This window comes from Bartonella sp. MM97QHHN, from assembly GCF_042194285.1.
Classification (GTDB): domain Bacteria; phylum Pseudomonadota; class Alphaproteobacteria; order Rhizobiales; family Rhizobiaceae; genus Bartonella.
Map to the genome: position 1 here is coordinate 1 of NZ_JBHIMS010000032.1, position 16,248 is coordinate 16,248.

Here is a 16,248-nt window from a genome sequence, read left to right on the forward strand (position 1 = left end):
GAGGTCTTCCCATGATCAACGTGACCAATCGTACCAATATTAACATGCGGTTTTGTTCGTTCAAACTTGCTCTTCGCCATTGCTATTAATCTCTTGTTTTATTCCCTAATTTTTATTAGCACCTAGGGACAGTTCTGCAAAACTTAAGTCTGACCAGACTGTAAACAGCCCAATCACCACAACTCTTAGACGGAAAACCCCACCAAATCTATAAATGGAATATCCTCCATCATACCTATTTGCCCAATCATCAACAACCATTTGGAGCGGGTAGCGGGAATCGAACCCGCATATTCAGCTTGGAAGGCTGCTGCTCTACCATTGAGCTATACCCGCATGACCCACGTACTAACTCTCCTTCGATGAATGGTGGAGGGGGTTGGATTCGAACCAACGTAGCATACGCAACGGATTTACAGTCCGCCCCCTTTAACCACTCGGGCACCCCTCCATTACACCGATAAAGTCGCGCAATGAGACATCACGACAACCATCTTGAATACCCATTCAATTCAATCTGATTGCGAAGTGGTTATGACGATTACTATTGTATCTGTCAACAGAATAAATACAATTCTGTACAAATTTCCTGCTCATAATTTTAAATTATAGATTTTTTCTCTCTATTTTTCTTATTAACACGTTATAAAGAAGCTATGAAAGAAAAAACATCACAAAATTCTCATTATGCTCGTTTGCGTCGCCGATATCGCGATACAAAAGGCTCTCCTTCTCGATCTTTTACACACCCAAAGAAGAAAGCTGCTTCTTTACAGCAAGAGATCATCCATCTTTATGGCATTCATTCTGTTCAGGCTGCTTTAGAAAACCCAAAAAGAATTTTAAAATGTCTTTACGTTACACAAAATGCCTTAAAACGATTAAATATATCCGAATCAGATTATCCTTGCTCTGTTACATTATGCACCCCCAAATATCTTGATTCGCTTGTTGGAAATGAGGCTGTTCATCAAGGTATTGTTTTGGAAACTCTCCCCCTCAAACCATGCAAACTGTCGGAACTAACCAATACTGATCTGGTCATTGTCATGGATCAAATTACCGATCCACATAATGTTGGTGCTATTATGCGCTCTGCAGTTGCATTGAAAGCTAAAGCACTTATTACAACTTGCCGTCACTCTCCCCACGAAAGCGGTGTTCTTGCGAAAGCGGCATCTGGAGCTCTGGAAATGATTCATTATATTACCGTACGAAACCTTGCTGAAGCTCTTCAAGAACTTCATCAAACAGGTTTTACAAGCTTTGGTCTCGATTCAGAAGGTGACCAACCTCTAGAAACAGCATTAACAGGGAATAAAATTGCTCTTGTTTTAGGAGCAGAAGGTAAAGGTTTACGTAAAAAAACACGCGAAACCGTTTGCGCTTTAACACGCCTTGACATGCCTGGAAATATTAAATCATTAAATGTTTCAAATGCAGCAACAATAGCTCTTTATGTGGCACATCAATATCTTAGATTCTAGTTTTTAATTTTTTGTGAAACATCAAAAAAACCAACCAACAAAAAACCCGCAAAAAACCCGCCAATATGAGCTTCCCATGCTATTGAGATGCCATTTTCTTCAAACAAAATAGAAGAAATACCTATGATCAAATCAGTCGTCAGCCATACACTCATATAAACAAGAACCCCCTTAGAACACAGAGCTTTTTTGACAGATAATAAAGATCCCAAAAGTTTTTCGTTCTGCACATTGACAGCTAGATTACCACTAGGAAAACCGTAACGTGCAATAGCCCCCATCATTCCAGATACGGCACCTGACGCCCCAATAAGTGATATGGTACTTTCTTGATGAAATGTAAAATAAGTCAAAACAGAAATAACTGCCGTTAACACCCAAAAAATTAAAAAACGTAAAACACCAAAATGCCTTGCTAAAGGAGAGCCGAAAACCAAAAGCCAAACCATATTAAGAGCAACATGTTTAAAACTACTATGCATAAATGAATAACTCACCATGGTATAACAAAATGCTACAGGATCCCTCTTAAACAATGCTGGTATAAATGAAAAAAACTCAAGGCTTTCAACATAAACCTGATGAGAAAAAAAATACTGAGAAATGCAATAAAGACAAAAACAAAATGCTATCAAAACAACTATAATAAATGGAACATTCAATAAGGGTTCTTTAGGTTGTTTCGGCAACCGGGAAACATCATTATGTTGGTGACTAGAAACTTTCATTGTATGAAATCTCGTATTTTTTAGAAAATGGGTTATTCTTTATACAAAATAAATATACCATTCCCAGTGATGCAGAATCTTCTCAACGCCTCTTCGAAGCCCTTTTTTAAATTTTCAATAGCTCTACATGAAAACACGTGTATTTTATACAAAAGATTTTAAAAAGCATGGATATCAAGAATATGATTTACAAACTTAGTGGTATCCTGCTTACTTAAATGTGAAGTTACCATGCAATATACAAGAACTTACGAATAGACAAACTCACTTATGAGGTGGTGTATAATAAAAATATATAAACATTATTTTCTTACTAGAAATATATTGATTATTGCATTTTTTAACCAAGCTATACTTCGATTGATAAACTTTAAAGAATCTTAAATCTCAATTTTTCCATTAATATGTCCTGCATTACTTCTACGCTTTGAACGAAAAACGACATCTCTATGAGAAAAAATACCAATACAGCGTTCTCTAGATATACTAATTGGTGTTTCATGATGAATTACTTACTTGATAGTCTGTTTCCTTCATACATGCAAAAGCGTCAGTTCATCTCTTTAACAAATATAAACAAGCCTTTCATTTCAACCTTTAACAGATATAATTCAAGAACTGTCTCTTATGAAACACTGAAAAAATATGTTGATTCTAATGATGCATCTTTGAATTTAAACAGTTCATGACAGAATTTTTTATTCCTTTCTTAGACAGTCTTATTGATACATCCGCCACTTGTAACGTGCAAGAGAATAGTCCGGATTAATTTAATATAAAAAATTTAAATGAGGCAATCATAGGAATTTGAACCTTCCTATTAAGTTGCAAAATGATAAAGGACCATTATAAACCAATGAATTATAAATAGATAACACACTAATTATTGAAGAGGACGATCTTGAGAATTCTGTTTGCAATCCTTTAACCACACATCATAAATAGGATGCTCAACAGCGTTCAAACCAGGACTATCTGCAAACATCCATCCTGTAAAAATACGCCGTATTTTTTTATCTAATGTTACTTCATTGACTTCAATAAAACCAGTTGTACGCGTGGGTTCATCTTTAGAGCTCGTATAACACGCACGTGGTGTTACCTGTAATGCGCCGTACTGATAAATTTTACCAAGAGTAACTTCAAAACGTGTGGTCCGTCCCGTGATTTTGTCAAGACCTGCAAAAACAGCAATTCCATTGCTAATACGCTCAGCCCGCACCCCATTATTTAAGGATAAAAACACTAAAATTCCCATAAAAAAAATATATATAAAATGCCTCACCCCTAACAATAAAAAAAATCTCATCATATCAAAATCAATCGCACCTTAAAAAATAATTCTTTTCATAACATAGAGTCAAATAAGACAAAAATACACACGCACATTAAAACATGTTATTTTTTAGGTGACCACGCATCATAATCTTCATGCACACAAGAACGCTCTCCATTGGAGGTGATAGCCCCCTTTGGTCGATAGCTCTCACTTGTTCCTGTCATATTTGCAACATGAGGCTTTTCCCATTCATAAGGATGATAATCCTCTTGTGTTGGTGGACACTCACAGCGATGATGAATCCAGCCGTGCCAACCTGGTGGAATAGTAGAGGCCTCAGAATAGTCTTTATAGATAACCCAACGGTGCGGATAACCATCCTTATGAAGTCCTCCTTCATAATATATATTTCCAAATTGATCTTCCCCTATCCGCTTACCTTTGCGCCATGTGAAAAAACGCGTACCAATGGTATTGCCATTCCACCATGTGAAGATTTGCTTAAAAAAACGAGCCATCTGCTATTCCATTCATTTAGTGCGTTCATGAAATTAATCGTTGGAATAAAATTATTAACGATTGAAATTAGCGAAAAAGTTACTAGTAAATTCAACTACAATTCCAATTGATAGGTTAACGTGCTATCCTTTAATTTCAAGAAGATATCATATGTATGGCTTCTTCTCCACCCCATAAAATTTAATCTATGCCAAGTTTCATCTTAACCAATTCATTAACAGCTTGGGGATTTGCCTTACCACCTGTTGCTTTCATTACCTGTCCAACAAACCAACCAGCTAAAGCAGGTTTGTGCTTTGCTTGCGCAACTTTATCAGAATTATTGGCAACGATCTCATCAACAGCTCTTTCAATAGCCTTTGTATCCGTTACCTGCTTCATATTTCGTTCTTCTACAATTTGGCGTGCATCTCCCCCCTCATTCCAAATAATCTCAAAAAGATCTTTGGCAATTTTTCCAGAAATAACTCCTTCTTTTATAAGATCAATAATGCTTCCCAATTGATTTGGCGATACTGGTGACTCTTCAATCTCACGATTATCTTTATTTAAAGCCCCTAAAAGGTCGTTAATCACCCAATTGGCAACTATTTTTCCATCACGCCCACGCGCTACTTCTTCAAAATAATCAGCAATAGCCTTTTCTGTCACAAGAATGGAAGCATCATACACTGTCAATCCCATTTCCTTAACAAAACGTGCTTTTATAGCGTCAGGCAACTCTGGTAAGTCTGCTGCCAAAGCATCCACAAATGCTTGATCAAATTCTAACGGTAAAAGATCAGGATCAGGAAAATAACGATAGTCATGCGCTTCTTCCTTTGAGCGCATAGAGCGCGTTTCACCTTTAGCGGCATCAAAAAGCCGAGTCTCTTGATCTATGACGCCTCCATCTTCTAAAATTGCAATCTGACGACGCGCTTCATATTCAATTGCTTGACCAATAAAGCGAATAGAATTAACGTTTTTAATTTCACAGCGCGTTCCAAAATCTTCACCAGGACGACGAACAGATACATTGACATCTGCACGCATAGAACCTTCATCCATATTGCCATCGCAAGTGCCCAAATAACGAACAATCGTACGCAATTTTGTCATATAGGCTTTGGCTTCATCTGATGAGCGCATATCAGGCTTGGAAACAATTTCCATAAGAGCAACACCAGAACGATTCAGATCTACAAAAGACATTGTTGGATGTTGATCGTGCATCGATTTTCCAGCATCCTGTTCAAGATGCAACCTCTCAATTCCCACTTCAATATCCTCAAATTGTCCATTCGAATCTGGACCAACAGATATAATAATCTTTCCCTCTCCTACAATGGGATAGCGAAATTGAGAAATCTGATACCCCTGCGGTAAATCTGGATAAAAATAGTTTTTGCGATCAAAAACAGATTTTAAATTAATATGCGCCTTTAATCCTAACCCCATTCGAACCGCTTGACGAACACATTCTTGATTAAGAACAGGCAACATACCTGGCATGGCTGCATCAATAAGTGATACATGATTGTTCGGCTCTGCACCAAATTTGGTTGATGCTCCTGAAAAAAGTTTCGAATTTGATATGATTTGCGCATGAACTTCCATGCCAATGATGACTTCCCAATCACCTGTAACTCCAGAAATAAAACGCTTAGAATCAGGAGTACGCGTATCAATGATGCTCATTGCCAATCCACTACCAATATTTTAAAATTCACTCATGGCTTATCTAAAACCATTCTCTCAGTGCAATCCTAGGATATAAATCTTACAACACAAGCCCGATTTTATCGGGCTTGTGTTGTTTGCATAAATATTAAGCTTTTTTAGGAGCCTTTTTCTTAGCTGGTTTTTTCTCTGTAGACGTTTCTTTCACTGCAGACTTTTTCTTTGCCGGCTTTTCTTCAGGGACATCTGATTCGTCATATTCTTTCATCAACTCTTCAACCGTCACTTCTTTATCTGTGACTTTTATCTGTGCTAATAAATGATCAATGACCTTTTCTTCAAAAATCGGAGCACGTAGATTTTCAATAGCTTCCGGAGTCTTACGGAAAAAATCCATAATCTCTTTCTCTTGTCCAGGATACTGGCGAACCTGATCAAAAACGGCTGCTTTTAGCTCATCTTCACTAACTTTAACACCAACCTTCATTCCAATTTCAGAAAGCACCAAACCAAGACGAACACGACGCTGCGCAAGGACACGATATTCCTCCCGTGCCTTTTCTTCTGTAATACCTTCATCTTCAAAACTGCGCCCAGCCTTTTTCAAATCATCATTAACCTGAGCCCATATATTGTTAAACTCAACCTCTAAAAGTTCTTCAGGAATCTCAAAATTATAATCAGCATCTAAAGCATCAAGAATTTGACGCTTAACTTTTTGACGTGTCACTGAACCATATTGGCTTTCAATCTGCCCACGAACGACCTCACGTAAGCGATCTAGAGACTCTAAACCAACTTTTTGCGCTGCTTCATCATCAATTTTTAATTCATCTGGTTTAAAGACAGCTTTGACAGTAATGTCAAACTCTGCTTCCCGTCCCGCCAAATGTGCCGCACTGTAATTATCAGGAAATTTAACAAAAATCGTTTTTACATCCCCAGCTTTCACACCAACCAATTGCTCTTCAAAACCAGGAATAAATTGTTTTGACCCAAGAATCAGTTGTGCATCACTATCTGCCCCGCCTTCAAATGGAATGCCTTCAAGCTTACCTTGATAATCTATAGTAATACGATCACCTTCTTCAGAATTCCCCTCTTTTAGGGAATAATTACGCGTAGAAGAAAGGACGCGATTGACTTGATCATCAATATCCTGTTCAGGAATAGTTGCAATTTCACGGATAACCTTAATATGTTCAAAATCTTTAATGTCAATTTTTGGTAAAACTTCATACTTTAAACTAAAAGTAAAATCAGCTTTGCCATCTAGAATTTTTTCATCTTCATCTATATCAATTTTTGGCTGCATCGCTGCACGTTCATTGCGGTCTGCTAAAATAGAACGGGGTGCATCACTGAGTATCTCATTGAGAATCTCAGCCATAAAGGATTTACCATACATTTTTCGCAAATGCCCACTAGGCACTTTACCGGGACGAAAACCATTAAGCTTGATTTTTCCCTTGGTATCATCCAATCGTTCATTCAACTTTTCTTCTAAATCTTTCGCTGGAACCACGATCTTAATTTCGCGCTTCAGTCCTTCATTAAGCGTCTCGGTAACCTGCATTAAACACCTTCATTTTTCTAAGGAGAGGGATCAACCCACTCTAATAATCATTACATTCTAACACTTCGAGTGTTACATTTACCATGAAGCGGAATTTCAGACACGTAGAAATCCGTAGCACTTAAGGGATTGCTTTGGTGCGGATGGAGGGACTCGAACCCCCACGGTCTCCCGCCAGAACCTAAATCTGGTGCGTCTACCAATTTCGCCACATCCGCTCAAACTTACAAGCTAATAACCTTATACAAGCGGCGTTTCTATACCATTAATTACAGAAAAAAAGCAAACAAATATATAAAAAAAACAAAATCTATGCTTTTCATACATAACTGCTTACGCTAAAAGTCAATTATGTTAAAGACATTTGATATCCCAATTCATATCATCGGTGGCGGTCTTGCGGGGTGTGAAGCAAGCTGGCAAATCGCTCAGTCAGGAATTTCTGTTGTTTTGCATGAAATGCGACCCGAAAAAAAATCAGATGCCCATAAAACCGATAAATTGGCAGAACTGGTTTGTTCAAATTCGTTTCGTTGCGATGATTCATTAACCAATGCCGTAGGGCTTTTACATGCTGAAATGCGATTAGCAAAATCGTTAATTATGAAAGCTGCTGATGCCAACAAAGTTCCCGCAGGTAGTGCTCTTGCTGTTGACCGTGATGGATTTTCAAAAACCGTTACGACAGCACTTGAAAATCACCCTCTTATAACAATCAAACGTGAAGAAGTTCAAGAAATTCCTAAAGCTTGGAAACATGTTGTCATTGCAACAGGACCCCTTACATCGCCTGCACTTGCTCAAAAATTACAAGCAATAACCGGTATAAAAGCTCTTTCTTTTTTTGATGCAATTGCGCCTATTATCCATACCGACAGTATTGATATCAACATTTGTTGGTATCAGTCTCGCTATGATAAAATTGGTCCTGAGGGAACAGGAAAAGATTATCTTAATTGTCCCCTCAACAAAGAACAATATGAAACATTCGTTGAAGAGTTAAAAAATGCTGAAAAAACAGAGTTTCGTGACTTTGAAAAAACGCCCTATTTTGATGGATGCCTCCCCATTGAAATTATGGCTGAGCGCGGACTTGAAACGTTAAGACATGGTCCTATGAAACCTATGGGCTTAACTAATGCCCATAACCCTACAGTTAAACCCTATGCTGTCGTTCAATTACGCCAAGATAATAAACTTGGAACGCTTTATAATATGGTCGGCTTTCAAACAAAACTGAAATATGGTGAACAAATTCGTATTTTTAGAATGATTCCAGGTCTTGAAAAAGCAGAGTTTGCGCGTCTTGGTGGTCTTCACCGCAATACCTACCTCAACTCGCCAATTATTCTTGATCAAACCCTTCGTTTAAAACAAAAAAAACAACTACGCTTTGCAGGGCAAATTACCGGATGTGAAGGTTATGTAGAATCAGCGGCAATAGGGCTTCTTGCTGGACGTTTTGCTGCTGCCGAATATCATCATATTTCCCCTTGCCTACCCCCACAAACTACAGCATTCGGAGCCCTTTTGAATCATATTACAGGGGGACACATCATAGATGAAAAAGCAGAAACACAATCTTTTCAGCCAATGAATATCAATTTCGGACTCTTTCCGCCTATTGCTTCTATTAAACATTCAGGAAAACGCTTACCAAGTAAAGAAAAAAAATTAGTAAAAAAACAAGCCATAACAGCGAGAGCTCTCAATGATTGTACTCAGTGGTTAGCAAATAAAGAATCAAAGAGCTCCTGTTTATAAAAAACATACGATTCGCCTCTCTCCTACTGAATAGATCTTTATGACTCTCGTGAAAAAATCATTCTAAAGCCTTTTAAAGACTGTCTCCCCCAATCAATAAATACTACCCTACGTTTCATCATTTATTCAATTATGTAGATGCTGTAAAATAACTTTTGGCTATAAAAAAACTTTACCGCTATCAACAATTTAATATGATTTAATGACTAAAAACAAAATAATTATATAAATATATTATGAATAATCAAAATAAATAAATGGAAAATACACAAGTAATACTGTACTATCTTTATTAATAGTTTTTATATTACGTAATGTATATTATTTTATAAGAGTAATTTTTCTGTTTTGTAACTTCCTCCCTCAAAATTTGTGATGTTCTCTCATTTTAACTCTTGTATGATGAAGGAAAAATACTTGCTTGCATATCACAAGTGAAATAAAGATATGGAAAAAATATTTGTAGGATAGAGCTGGAGCTATCTCTCCCCTCTCAAATGCCAAGAAAAATCCCAATATTAAAAACCAAATCTGAATATCATAAGATTCTTTCATTTCAGACTCTCTAATAAATCAATAAAAATTATCCTCTTGGTGCGTCACAAGAAAGGTTGGCGTATAAGAGTAAAAGAATAAAACTATCCCTTATGCACTCGTCTCAGATATCTGGGGCTAGTCGCAACATTATAGGAACTGAGAAAAATAGATAGCACGGTGGCACCAACATGTGCTTTTATTAAGCGTAAATGGTGATATATAATAACTTTTATGGACTTTACAGAGTTTTCCGCTTCATATTATTTACGGATCTTGTTTTGAAATAAATACCGTAACACTTCAGCGTAATAAAAGTTAATATTACATTTTATAAGCCATACCCGCGCTCAATTAATACAGTGCAATATTTTATTGAAAAGACTAAAACAATATATTTCCAGCAATACATGAAAATAAAAAGCATCGCAAGGATCTCAAAGTTTTATGTGAAAAACAAGCATAACACATGTGTTAAAAAAAAACCCGCTTATAAATAAATCGGGTTTTTTTAATGTAGCTTAAATTATTTTTTATTAACTGCTTCTTTAAGGCTTTTTCCTGCAGAAAATTTGGGTACAGAACGTGCTGGAATATCGATTTCAGCACCAGTTGAAGGATTACGCCCCTTTGTTGCAGCACGATGAGAAACTTCAAAAGTGCCAAAACCTGGAAGACGAACATCTCCCCCTGAAGCCAAAGCTTCTGTTACAGAAGCCATAAAAGCATCAACAACAGCACCAGCTTGCGCTTTCGAAACACCTGCCTTTTCAGCAACGGAGCTAACGAATTCACTTTTATTCATAAAATATTTCCTTTCCCTATATTACCTGAACATGACTTAATCATGTTATTGGTCAGTTTATTGAAAAGTACAGCAAACAGAAGTCTTATTTTTATCCAAAACATTGTTTTTTTAGCAATAATCACAGTTATTCACGGAATTTTTCACTTTTTCCAACAAAAAACAGAATAATAACCTCAACAACATCTTCTACCACCTAAAAAATGCCGTTATAAATGAGATAAGTGAATCAGTGCGCAATCTGTATTCCTTCACTATCACTGCTCTCTGACCGGATTGGCACAGCCCCTGTAGAGGGTTCTTTCCATTCAATAGTGTCTGGAAAACGAACCAAAGCGTGTTTCAAAACTTCACTCACATGATTTACCGGAATAATTTCCATATTATTTTTGACATCATCAGGAATATCAACCAAATCTTTTGCATTTTCTTCAGGAATAAGTACTTTTTTTATCCCTCCTCGAAGAGCTGCTAAGAGTTTTTCTTTTAATCCACCAATGGGTAAAACGCGTCCACGTAAAGTAATTTCACCAGTCATTGCAATATCTTTATGCACAGCTACTCCTGTAAGGACCGAAACAATTGCTGTCACCATTGCAATCCCAGCCGATGGGCCATCTTTTGGTGTCGCACCCTCTGGAACATGAACATGGATATCGCGTTTTTCAAAAAGTGGAGGTTCAATACCAAAATCAACAGCACGAGAACGTACATAAGATGCTGCCGCTGAAATGGACTCTTTCATAATATCACGTAAATTTCCAGTTACAGTCATCTTCCCTTTGCCGGGCATCATAACTCCTTCAATAGTCAATAACTCTCCACCGACTTCTGTCCACGCAAGACCTGTTACAACACCAACTTGATTTTCTCCTTCAATCTGATTGTAATGATAACGTTTAACACCCAAGAAATCATGAATATTACTTTCTGTAACTTTTACAGATTTTTGATGTGTTTTGAGAATTTTTGTAACGGATTTGCGGGAAATTTTCATGAGTTCACGTTCAAGGTTACGAACGCCTGCCTCACGTGTATAAAACTGAATAATTGACCTTAGTGCGCCATCAGAAATACTGAGTTCTTTTTTAGATAAACAGTGATCTTTTAGTGCCTTTGGTAAAAGATGCTGTTTAACAATTTCCATTTTCTCACATTCAGTATAACCAGCGATACGAATAATTTCCATACGATCCATTAACGGACCTGGAATATTAAGCGTATTGGCAGTTGTGATAAACATGACATCAGAAAGATCATATTCAACTTCCAAATAGTGATCAATGAATGTACCATTTTGTTCAGGATCAAGAACTTCTAATAAAGCGGATGAAGGATCACCACGAAAATCTTGGCCCATTTTATCAATTTCATCAAGCAAGAAAAGCGGATTAGATTTTTTTGCTTTTTTCATAGACTGGATAATTTTCCCAGGCATCGAGCCAATATATGTTCGGCGATGTCCACGAATTTCTGCTTCATCTCGGACACCTCCCAATGAGATACGAACATACTCACGTCCCGTTGCCTTTGCAATAGAGCGCGCTAATGATGTTTTCCCTACACCTGGAGGACCTAACAAACAAATAATGGGACCTTTTATCTTTGACGCGCGACTTTGTACAGCCAAATATTCAATAATTCGCTCCTTAACTTTTTCAAGACCAAAATGTTCATTATTCATGACCTTTTCAGCAAAATCTAAATTGTTTTTAATCTTAGATTTTTTACCCCAAGGCATTGCTAATAACCAATCAAGATAGTTACGTACAACTGTCGCTTCTGCAGACATAGGAGACATATTCCGTAATTTTCTCAATTCTGCTCCAGCTTTTTCCTGTGCTTCCTTGGATAGTTTTGTATTCTTGATACGTTCTTCTAATTCAGAGAGTTCATCTCGGCTATCATCACCTGCTCCTAACTCTTTTTGAATAGCCTTCATCTGCTCATTGAGATAATATTCTCGTTGGTTTTTTTCCATTTGCCGTTTAACATGCGAACGAATACGTTTTTCAACCTGCAAAACAGAAATTTCTCCTTCCATGAAGGACAAAACACGTTCAAGACGGGCCCGCACAGGTAAGAGCTCTAATATTTCCTGTTTTTCTGCCAGTTTAATCATCAAATGAGAAGCAATCGTATCGGCAAGCTTAGAAGGATTATCAAGCTGGCCAATCGCATTCACAACTTCAGGAGAGATTTTTTTATTAAGCTTTACATAGTTTTCAAAATAAGTAATCACTGACCTTGAAAGAGCTTCAATCTCAACATCACTCTCTCTAGGTTCTTCTGTAACAGTTGCAAAAGCCTGATGATAACCTTCACTTAAAGCAAATTGACTAATTTTTGCACGTGCAGTTCCTTCAACCAAAACCTTTACAGTACCATCAGGAAGCTTTAAAAGTTGAAGAATATTAGCAAATGTACCAATATGATAAATATCCTCTGATTTTGGATCGTCATCAGAAGCATTTTTTTGTGTCACCAATAGTATTTGCTTATCAACCGCCATCGTTTCTTCAAGAGCACGAATTGATTTTTCGCGGCCCACAAAAAGTGGAACAATCATATGGGGGAAGACAACAATATCACGAAGAGGTAAAACAGCATAAACCCCATCTCTTACTTCATCTGTCTTTTCATCAATATATTGCATAACTCTCCTTTCTGGAGCCTATGAGCTATCTACAACAATTAGCCCACCTTTAGAAAATCTCAGCTCTTCACTGTACATGAAGTGGTAATTACTCATACATAAATCAAGCATTATAATGATATTATTAGAAACACCTATCAAATACCGTTCACTACCACCTTTTATATTGTGCATCGCACAATGTCATGCTGATACATTTTCTTTATCTTCTGCACGTTCTGAGTAAATATAAAGAGGACGCGCTTTACCATCAACGACATCACTCGAAATAACCACTTTTTGAACGCCTTCAAGAGCCGGTAGCTCAAACATCGTCTCAAGAAGGATCTTCTCCATAATAGAACGTAAACCACGAGCACCAGTTTTACGTTCAATTGCTTTCTTTGCAATAACACGTAAAGCATCTTCATGAAATGCTAACTCAACATTCTCCATTTCAAAAAGACGCTGATATTGCTTTACTAACGCATTTTTAGGTTGGGATAAAATTTGCATGAGGGCGTTAACATCTAAATCCTCTAAGGTAGCGACTATAGGAAGCCGCCCAATAAATTCTGGTATTAAACCAAATTTAATAAGATCTTCAGGCTCTAAATCACGAAAAATTTCACCGACACAACGCTCATCCGGAGCCTTAACAGTCGCAGAAAAACCAATAGAAGTTTTTTCACCACGCCCTGAAATAATCCGTTCTAAACCTGCAAAAGCTCCCCCACAAATGAATAAGATGTTTGTGGTGTCAACCTGAAGAAACTCTTGTTGCGGATGCTTACGTCCACCTTGAGGAGGAACAGAAGCAATCGTTCCTTCCATAATTTTTAATAATGCTTGCTGAACTCCTTCCCCCGAAACATCTCTTGTAATAGAAGGATTGTCTGCTTTACGAGAAATCTTATCAACCTCATCAATATAAACAATACCACGCTGCGCACGTTCAACATTATAATCTGCTGCTTGAAGAAGCTTCAAAATAATATTTTCAACATCTTCTCCCACATAACCCGCTTCAGTCAAAGTGGTCGCATCCGCCATCGTAAAAGGCACATCAATAATACGTGCTAATGTTTGTGCAAGATAAGTTTTACCACAACCCGTTGGACCAACAAGAAGAATATTTGATTTAGCCAACTCAATATCATTGCTTTTAGACTGATGCGCCAACCGTTTATAATGATTATGAACAGCAACAGAAAGAACACGCTTTGCATGCTGCTGACCAATAACATAGTCATCAAGAACTGTTATAATTTCCTGTGGTGTAGGAACACCATCACGCACCTTAACCCCAGAAGACTTATTTTCTTCCCGAATAATATCCATGCAAAGCTCTACACATTCATCACAGATAAATACAGTAGGCCCCGCAATGAGCTTACGCACCTCATGCTGACTCTTGCCGCAGAACGAGCAATAGAGAGTATTTTTTGATTCGTTCCCGCTATTGCTAATTTTGCTCATTTTTCTTTCCTTTCACCACAATATATGAACACTTTGCCTTTTCAAAGGAAGCCTTTCATCATGAAAACTAAAAGACATATAGAAAACCATGCATGTCTCAATACTTTTAGGTGTTTCTCTTATTTTGCGATATTTTTTATAAAACTCTTTGATTTAAAGTAGCTGTTTTTTCTATAAAAATTCTTAATCTTTTTCTTCTTTTTCAGTTTCTGCACGGTATTGTATAACATCATCAACTAAGCCAAACGCTTTGGCTTCTTCTGCTGTCATAAAATGATCGCGATCGAGAGTTCTCTCTATAACCTCATAATCTTGACTCGTATGTTGAACATAAATTTCATTTAAACGCCGTTTCATCTTTATAATATCTTGCGCATGTCGCTCAATATCTGAAGCTTGACCTTGAAAACCACCAGATGGTTGATGCACCATAATACGTGCGTTTGGCAATGTAAAACGATGACCTTTTGCTCCAGCCGTTAACAATAAAGACCCCATAGATGCCGCTTGCCCCATGCAAAGCGTAGAAACAGGAGGGCGAATAAACTGCATAGTATCATAAATAGCCATACCAGATGTTACGACTCCACCTGGAGAATTAATATAAAGACTAATTTCTTTTTTAGGATTTTCCGCTTCCAAGAAAAGCAATTGTGCACAAACAAGCATTGCCATACCATCTTCAACAGGACCATTAATAAAAATAATCCGCTCCTTTAAAAGACGGGAAAAAATATCATAGGCCCGCTCACCACGATTGGTTTGTTCAATAACCATAGGAACAAGGCTTAATGCTGTTTTCATTGGATCACTCATATTTTTACTTTCCGTTCATATAACAACCGCTCTTTACACATTCAATGTTTTTATCCATATGTTAACATTACTCTCTTGTGCAAGCTACAATCAAGAGATTGTATAAGATAGATTAAAATCTCAATAGTTAAAATAGCAATAATAACTCTACCTAAACAAATGATGAACATCCAGAATGCGAGATACCGCCCAATGGTAAAAACTTCCTTCCTGAGGTCTTTTCGTAGTCTTTGTCTTTCTGTGAATATGAAAGCCTATCAAGCGTGAATCTGTAAGCGGCTTTACACCAAAAGCTGGTTCAAAAATACGTTCAGTTTTTCGCCCAGTCCAATAATAAAAAGTTTCCTTTTCCTTTGCTTCATGAAAAAAACCATATCGTTTTGCTAATCGTGAAATACCATCATTGCCAAATATTGTAACGCCAAGATTTCCCGGTAAAATCGGCATTTTTTTCCTCTTTAACCAGAACGGTCTCCAAACACGACGCTTAAACCCAAGCCAATGAGGAATAATTTCTGTGCCAGCCCAATAATCCTCAAATATTTTTATAATAGGGTTATTGGGCGGAAAATAAAGTGCAGAAACGCCTACTCTTGTATTATTTTTCTTGCCAACCAAACCTTATCCGCATCTGGATGAAATTGTTTAACAAGGTAAACATCTGTATCTAACCAAACACCTTGTTGATATTTCATCAGCATAACACGAAAAAAATCCGAGAACTGAACAATTGTACACCCTAGTTTATCATCAGAAAAATCGGGATCAAGGCGATAAATTGCTAAGCGTGGTAAAATTGATTCGGCTTCATGCAGCTCAACACCAGCAGGGAGATTATCTATTTTTTATCATAACTAAAAAGCTTAACGCGCTGTCCAGTTTTAACCATTGAGGACAAACAAAGCCTATCCACCAATCTTAATTGTCCACTATACCAAAAAGTACAAATATCCATAGATAATAT

11 protein-coding genes, 3 tRNA genes and 2 pseudogenes are annotated in these 16,248 nt (G+C 37.2%); 2 read left to right on the forward strand and 14 right to left on the reverse strand.

All coding sequences use genetic code 11. The features are described 5' to 3' along the window. The 3 genes and pseudogenes from ACFIJW_RS01695 to ACFIJW_RS01705 form a co-directional block, all read right to left on the reverse strand. A pseudogene (locus tag ACFIJW_RS01695) lies at positions 1-80 on the reverse strand (elongation factor Tu); the annotation flags it as partial. Between the two features lie 182 nt (positions 81-262). Then, positions 263-336, reverse strand: a tRNA-Gly gene (locus ACFIJW_RS01700). Positions 337-367: 31 nt separating this feature from the next. Then, positions 368-451: transfer RNA gene (locus ACFIJW_RS01705), tRNA-Tyr, on the reverse strand. 205 nt (positions 452-656) lie between these two features. Between ACFIJW_RS01705 and ACFIJW_RS01710 the strand changes: the two genes are divergently transcribed. Continuing rightward, on the forward strand, positions 657-1,487 hold the full coding sequence (locus tag ACFIJW_RS01710) for a TrmH family RNA methyltransferase (protein ID WP_375633060.1): 831 nt from the start codon (positions 657-659) through the stop codon (positions 1,485-1,487). Here the strand turns inward: ACFIJW_RS01710 and ACFIJW_RS01715 are convergent. From ACFIJW_RS01715 to ACFIJW_RS01740, 6 genes are all read right to left on the reverse strand, one after another. Further along, a complete protein-coding gene (locus ACFIJW_RS01715) occupies positions 1,484-2,215 on the reverse strand; it encodes a rhomboid family intramembrane serine protease (RefSeq protein WP_375633062.1) in 732 nt (243 codons plus the stop codon). The genes ACFIJW_RS01710 and ACFIJW_RS01715 overlap by 4 nt on opposite strands. Positions 2,216-3,098: 883 nt before the next feature. After that, positions 3,099-3,524: a DUF2155 domain-containing protein gene (locus ACFIJW_RS01720; RefSeq protein WP_375633117.1), complete on the reverse strand. Its 426-nt coding sequence runs from the start codon at positions 3,522-3,524 to the stop codon at positions 3,099-3,101. Between the two features lie 89 nt (positions 3,525-3,613). Further along, complete coding sequence (locus tag ACFIJW_RS01725) at positions 3,614-4,012, reverse strand: NADH:ubiquinone oxidoreductase subunit NDUFA12 (RefSeq protein ID WP_375633064.1); 399 nt, start codon at positions 4,010-4,012, stop codon at positions 3,614-3,616. Positions 4,013-4,193: 181 nt separating this feature from the next. Then, positions 4,194-5,693: an Asp-tRNA(Asn)/Glu-tRNA(Gln) amidotransferase subunit GatB gene (gene gatB / locus ACFIJW_RS01730; RefSeq protein ID WP_375633066.1), complete on the reverse strand. Its 1,500-nt coding sequence runs from the start codon at positions 5,691-5,693 to the stop codon at positions 4,194-4,196. Positions 5,694-5,823: 130 nt separating this feature from the next. Next, entirely contained in the window at positions 5,824-7,251 is a 1,428-nt protein-coding gene (gene tig, locus ACFIJW_RS01735; RefSeq protein ID WP_375633068.1) for a trigger factor, read from the reverse strand. A gap of 135 nt (positions 7,252-7,386) precedes the next feature. Next, positions 7,387-7,469 (reverse strand) — tRNA-Leu (locus tag ACFIJW_RS01740). Positions 7,470-7,602: 133 nt separating this feature from the next. On the opposite strand from ACFIJW_RS01740, the gene trmFO reads away from it, so the two are divergent. After that, on the forward strand, positions 7,603-9,015 hold the full coding sequence (trmFO, locus tag ACFIJW_RS01745) for a methylenetetrahydrofolate--tRNA-(uracil(54)-C(5))-methyltransferase (FADH(2)-oxidizing) TrmFO (protein ID WP_375633070.1): 1,413 nt from the start codon (positions 7,603-7,605) through the stop codon (positions 9,013-9,015). Positions 9,016-10,075: 1,060 nt separating this feature from the next. On the opposite strand, the gene ACFIJW_RS01750 is transcribed toward trmFO, so the two are convergent. The 5 genes and pseudogenes from ACFIJW_RS01750 to ACFIJW_RS01770 all read right to left on the reverse strand — a co-directional run bounded on the left by ACFIJW_RS01750 (position 10,076) and on the right by ACFIJW_RS01770 (position 16,239). Beyond that, positions 10,076-10,354 carry an HU family DNA-binding protein gene (locus ACFIJW_RS01750; RefSeq protein WP_375611283.1) on the reverse strand — a complete coding sequence of 93 codons (279 nt, stop codon included), beginning with the start codon at positions 10,352-10,354 and terminating at the stop codon, positions 10,076-10,078. A 229-nt stretch (positions 10,355-10,583) separates the two neighbouring features. Continuing rightward, positions 10,584-13,010 (reverse strand): endopeptidase La, encoded by a 2,427-nt coding sequence (lon, locus tag ACFIJW_RS01755; protein WP_375612894.1) that lies wholly within the window; start codon positions 13,008-13,010, stop codon positions 10,584-10,586. 183 nt (positions 13,011-13,193) lie between these two features. Then, a complete protein-coding gene (clpX, locus tag ACFIJW_RS01760) occupies positions 13,194-14,468 on the reverse strand; it encodes an ATP-dependent Clp protease ATP-binding subunit ClpX (RefSeq protein WP_273723371.1) in 1,275 nt (424 codons plus the stop codon). A gap of 183 nt (positions 14,469-14,651) precedes the next feature. After that, entirely contained in the window at positions 14,652-15,284 is a 633-nt protein-coding gene (clpP, locus tag ACFIJW_RS01765; protein WP_375611281.1) for an ATP-dependent Clp endopeptidase proteolytic subunit ClpP, read from the reverse strand. Between the two features lie 147 nt (positions 15,285-15,431). Then, a pseudogene (locus ACFIJW_RS01770) lies at positions 15,432-16,239 on the reverse strand (hypothetical protein). Positions 16,240-16,248: the final 9 nt, after the last annotated feature.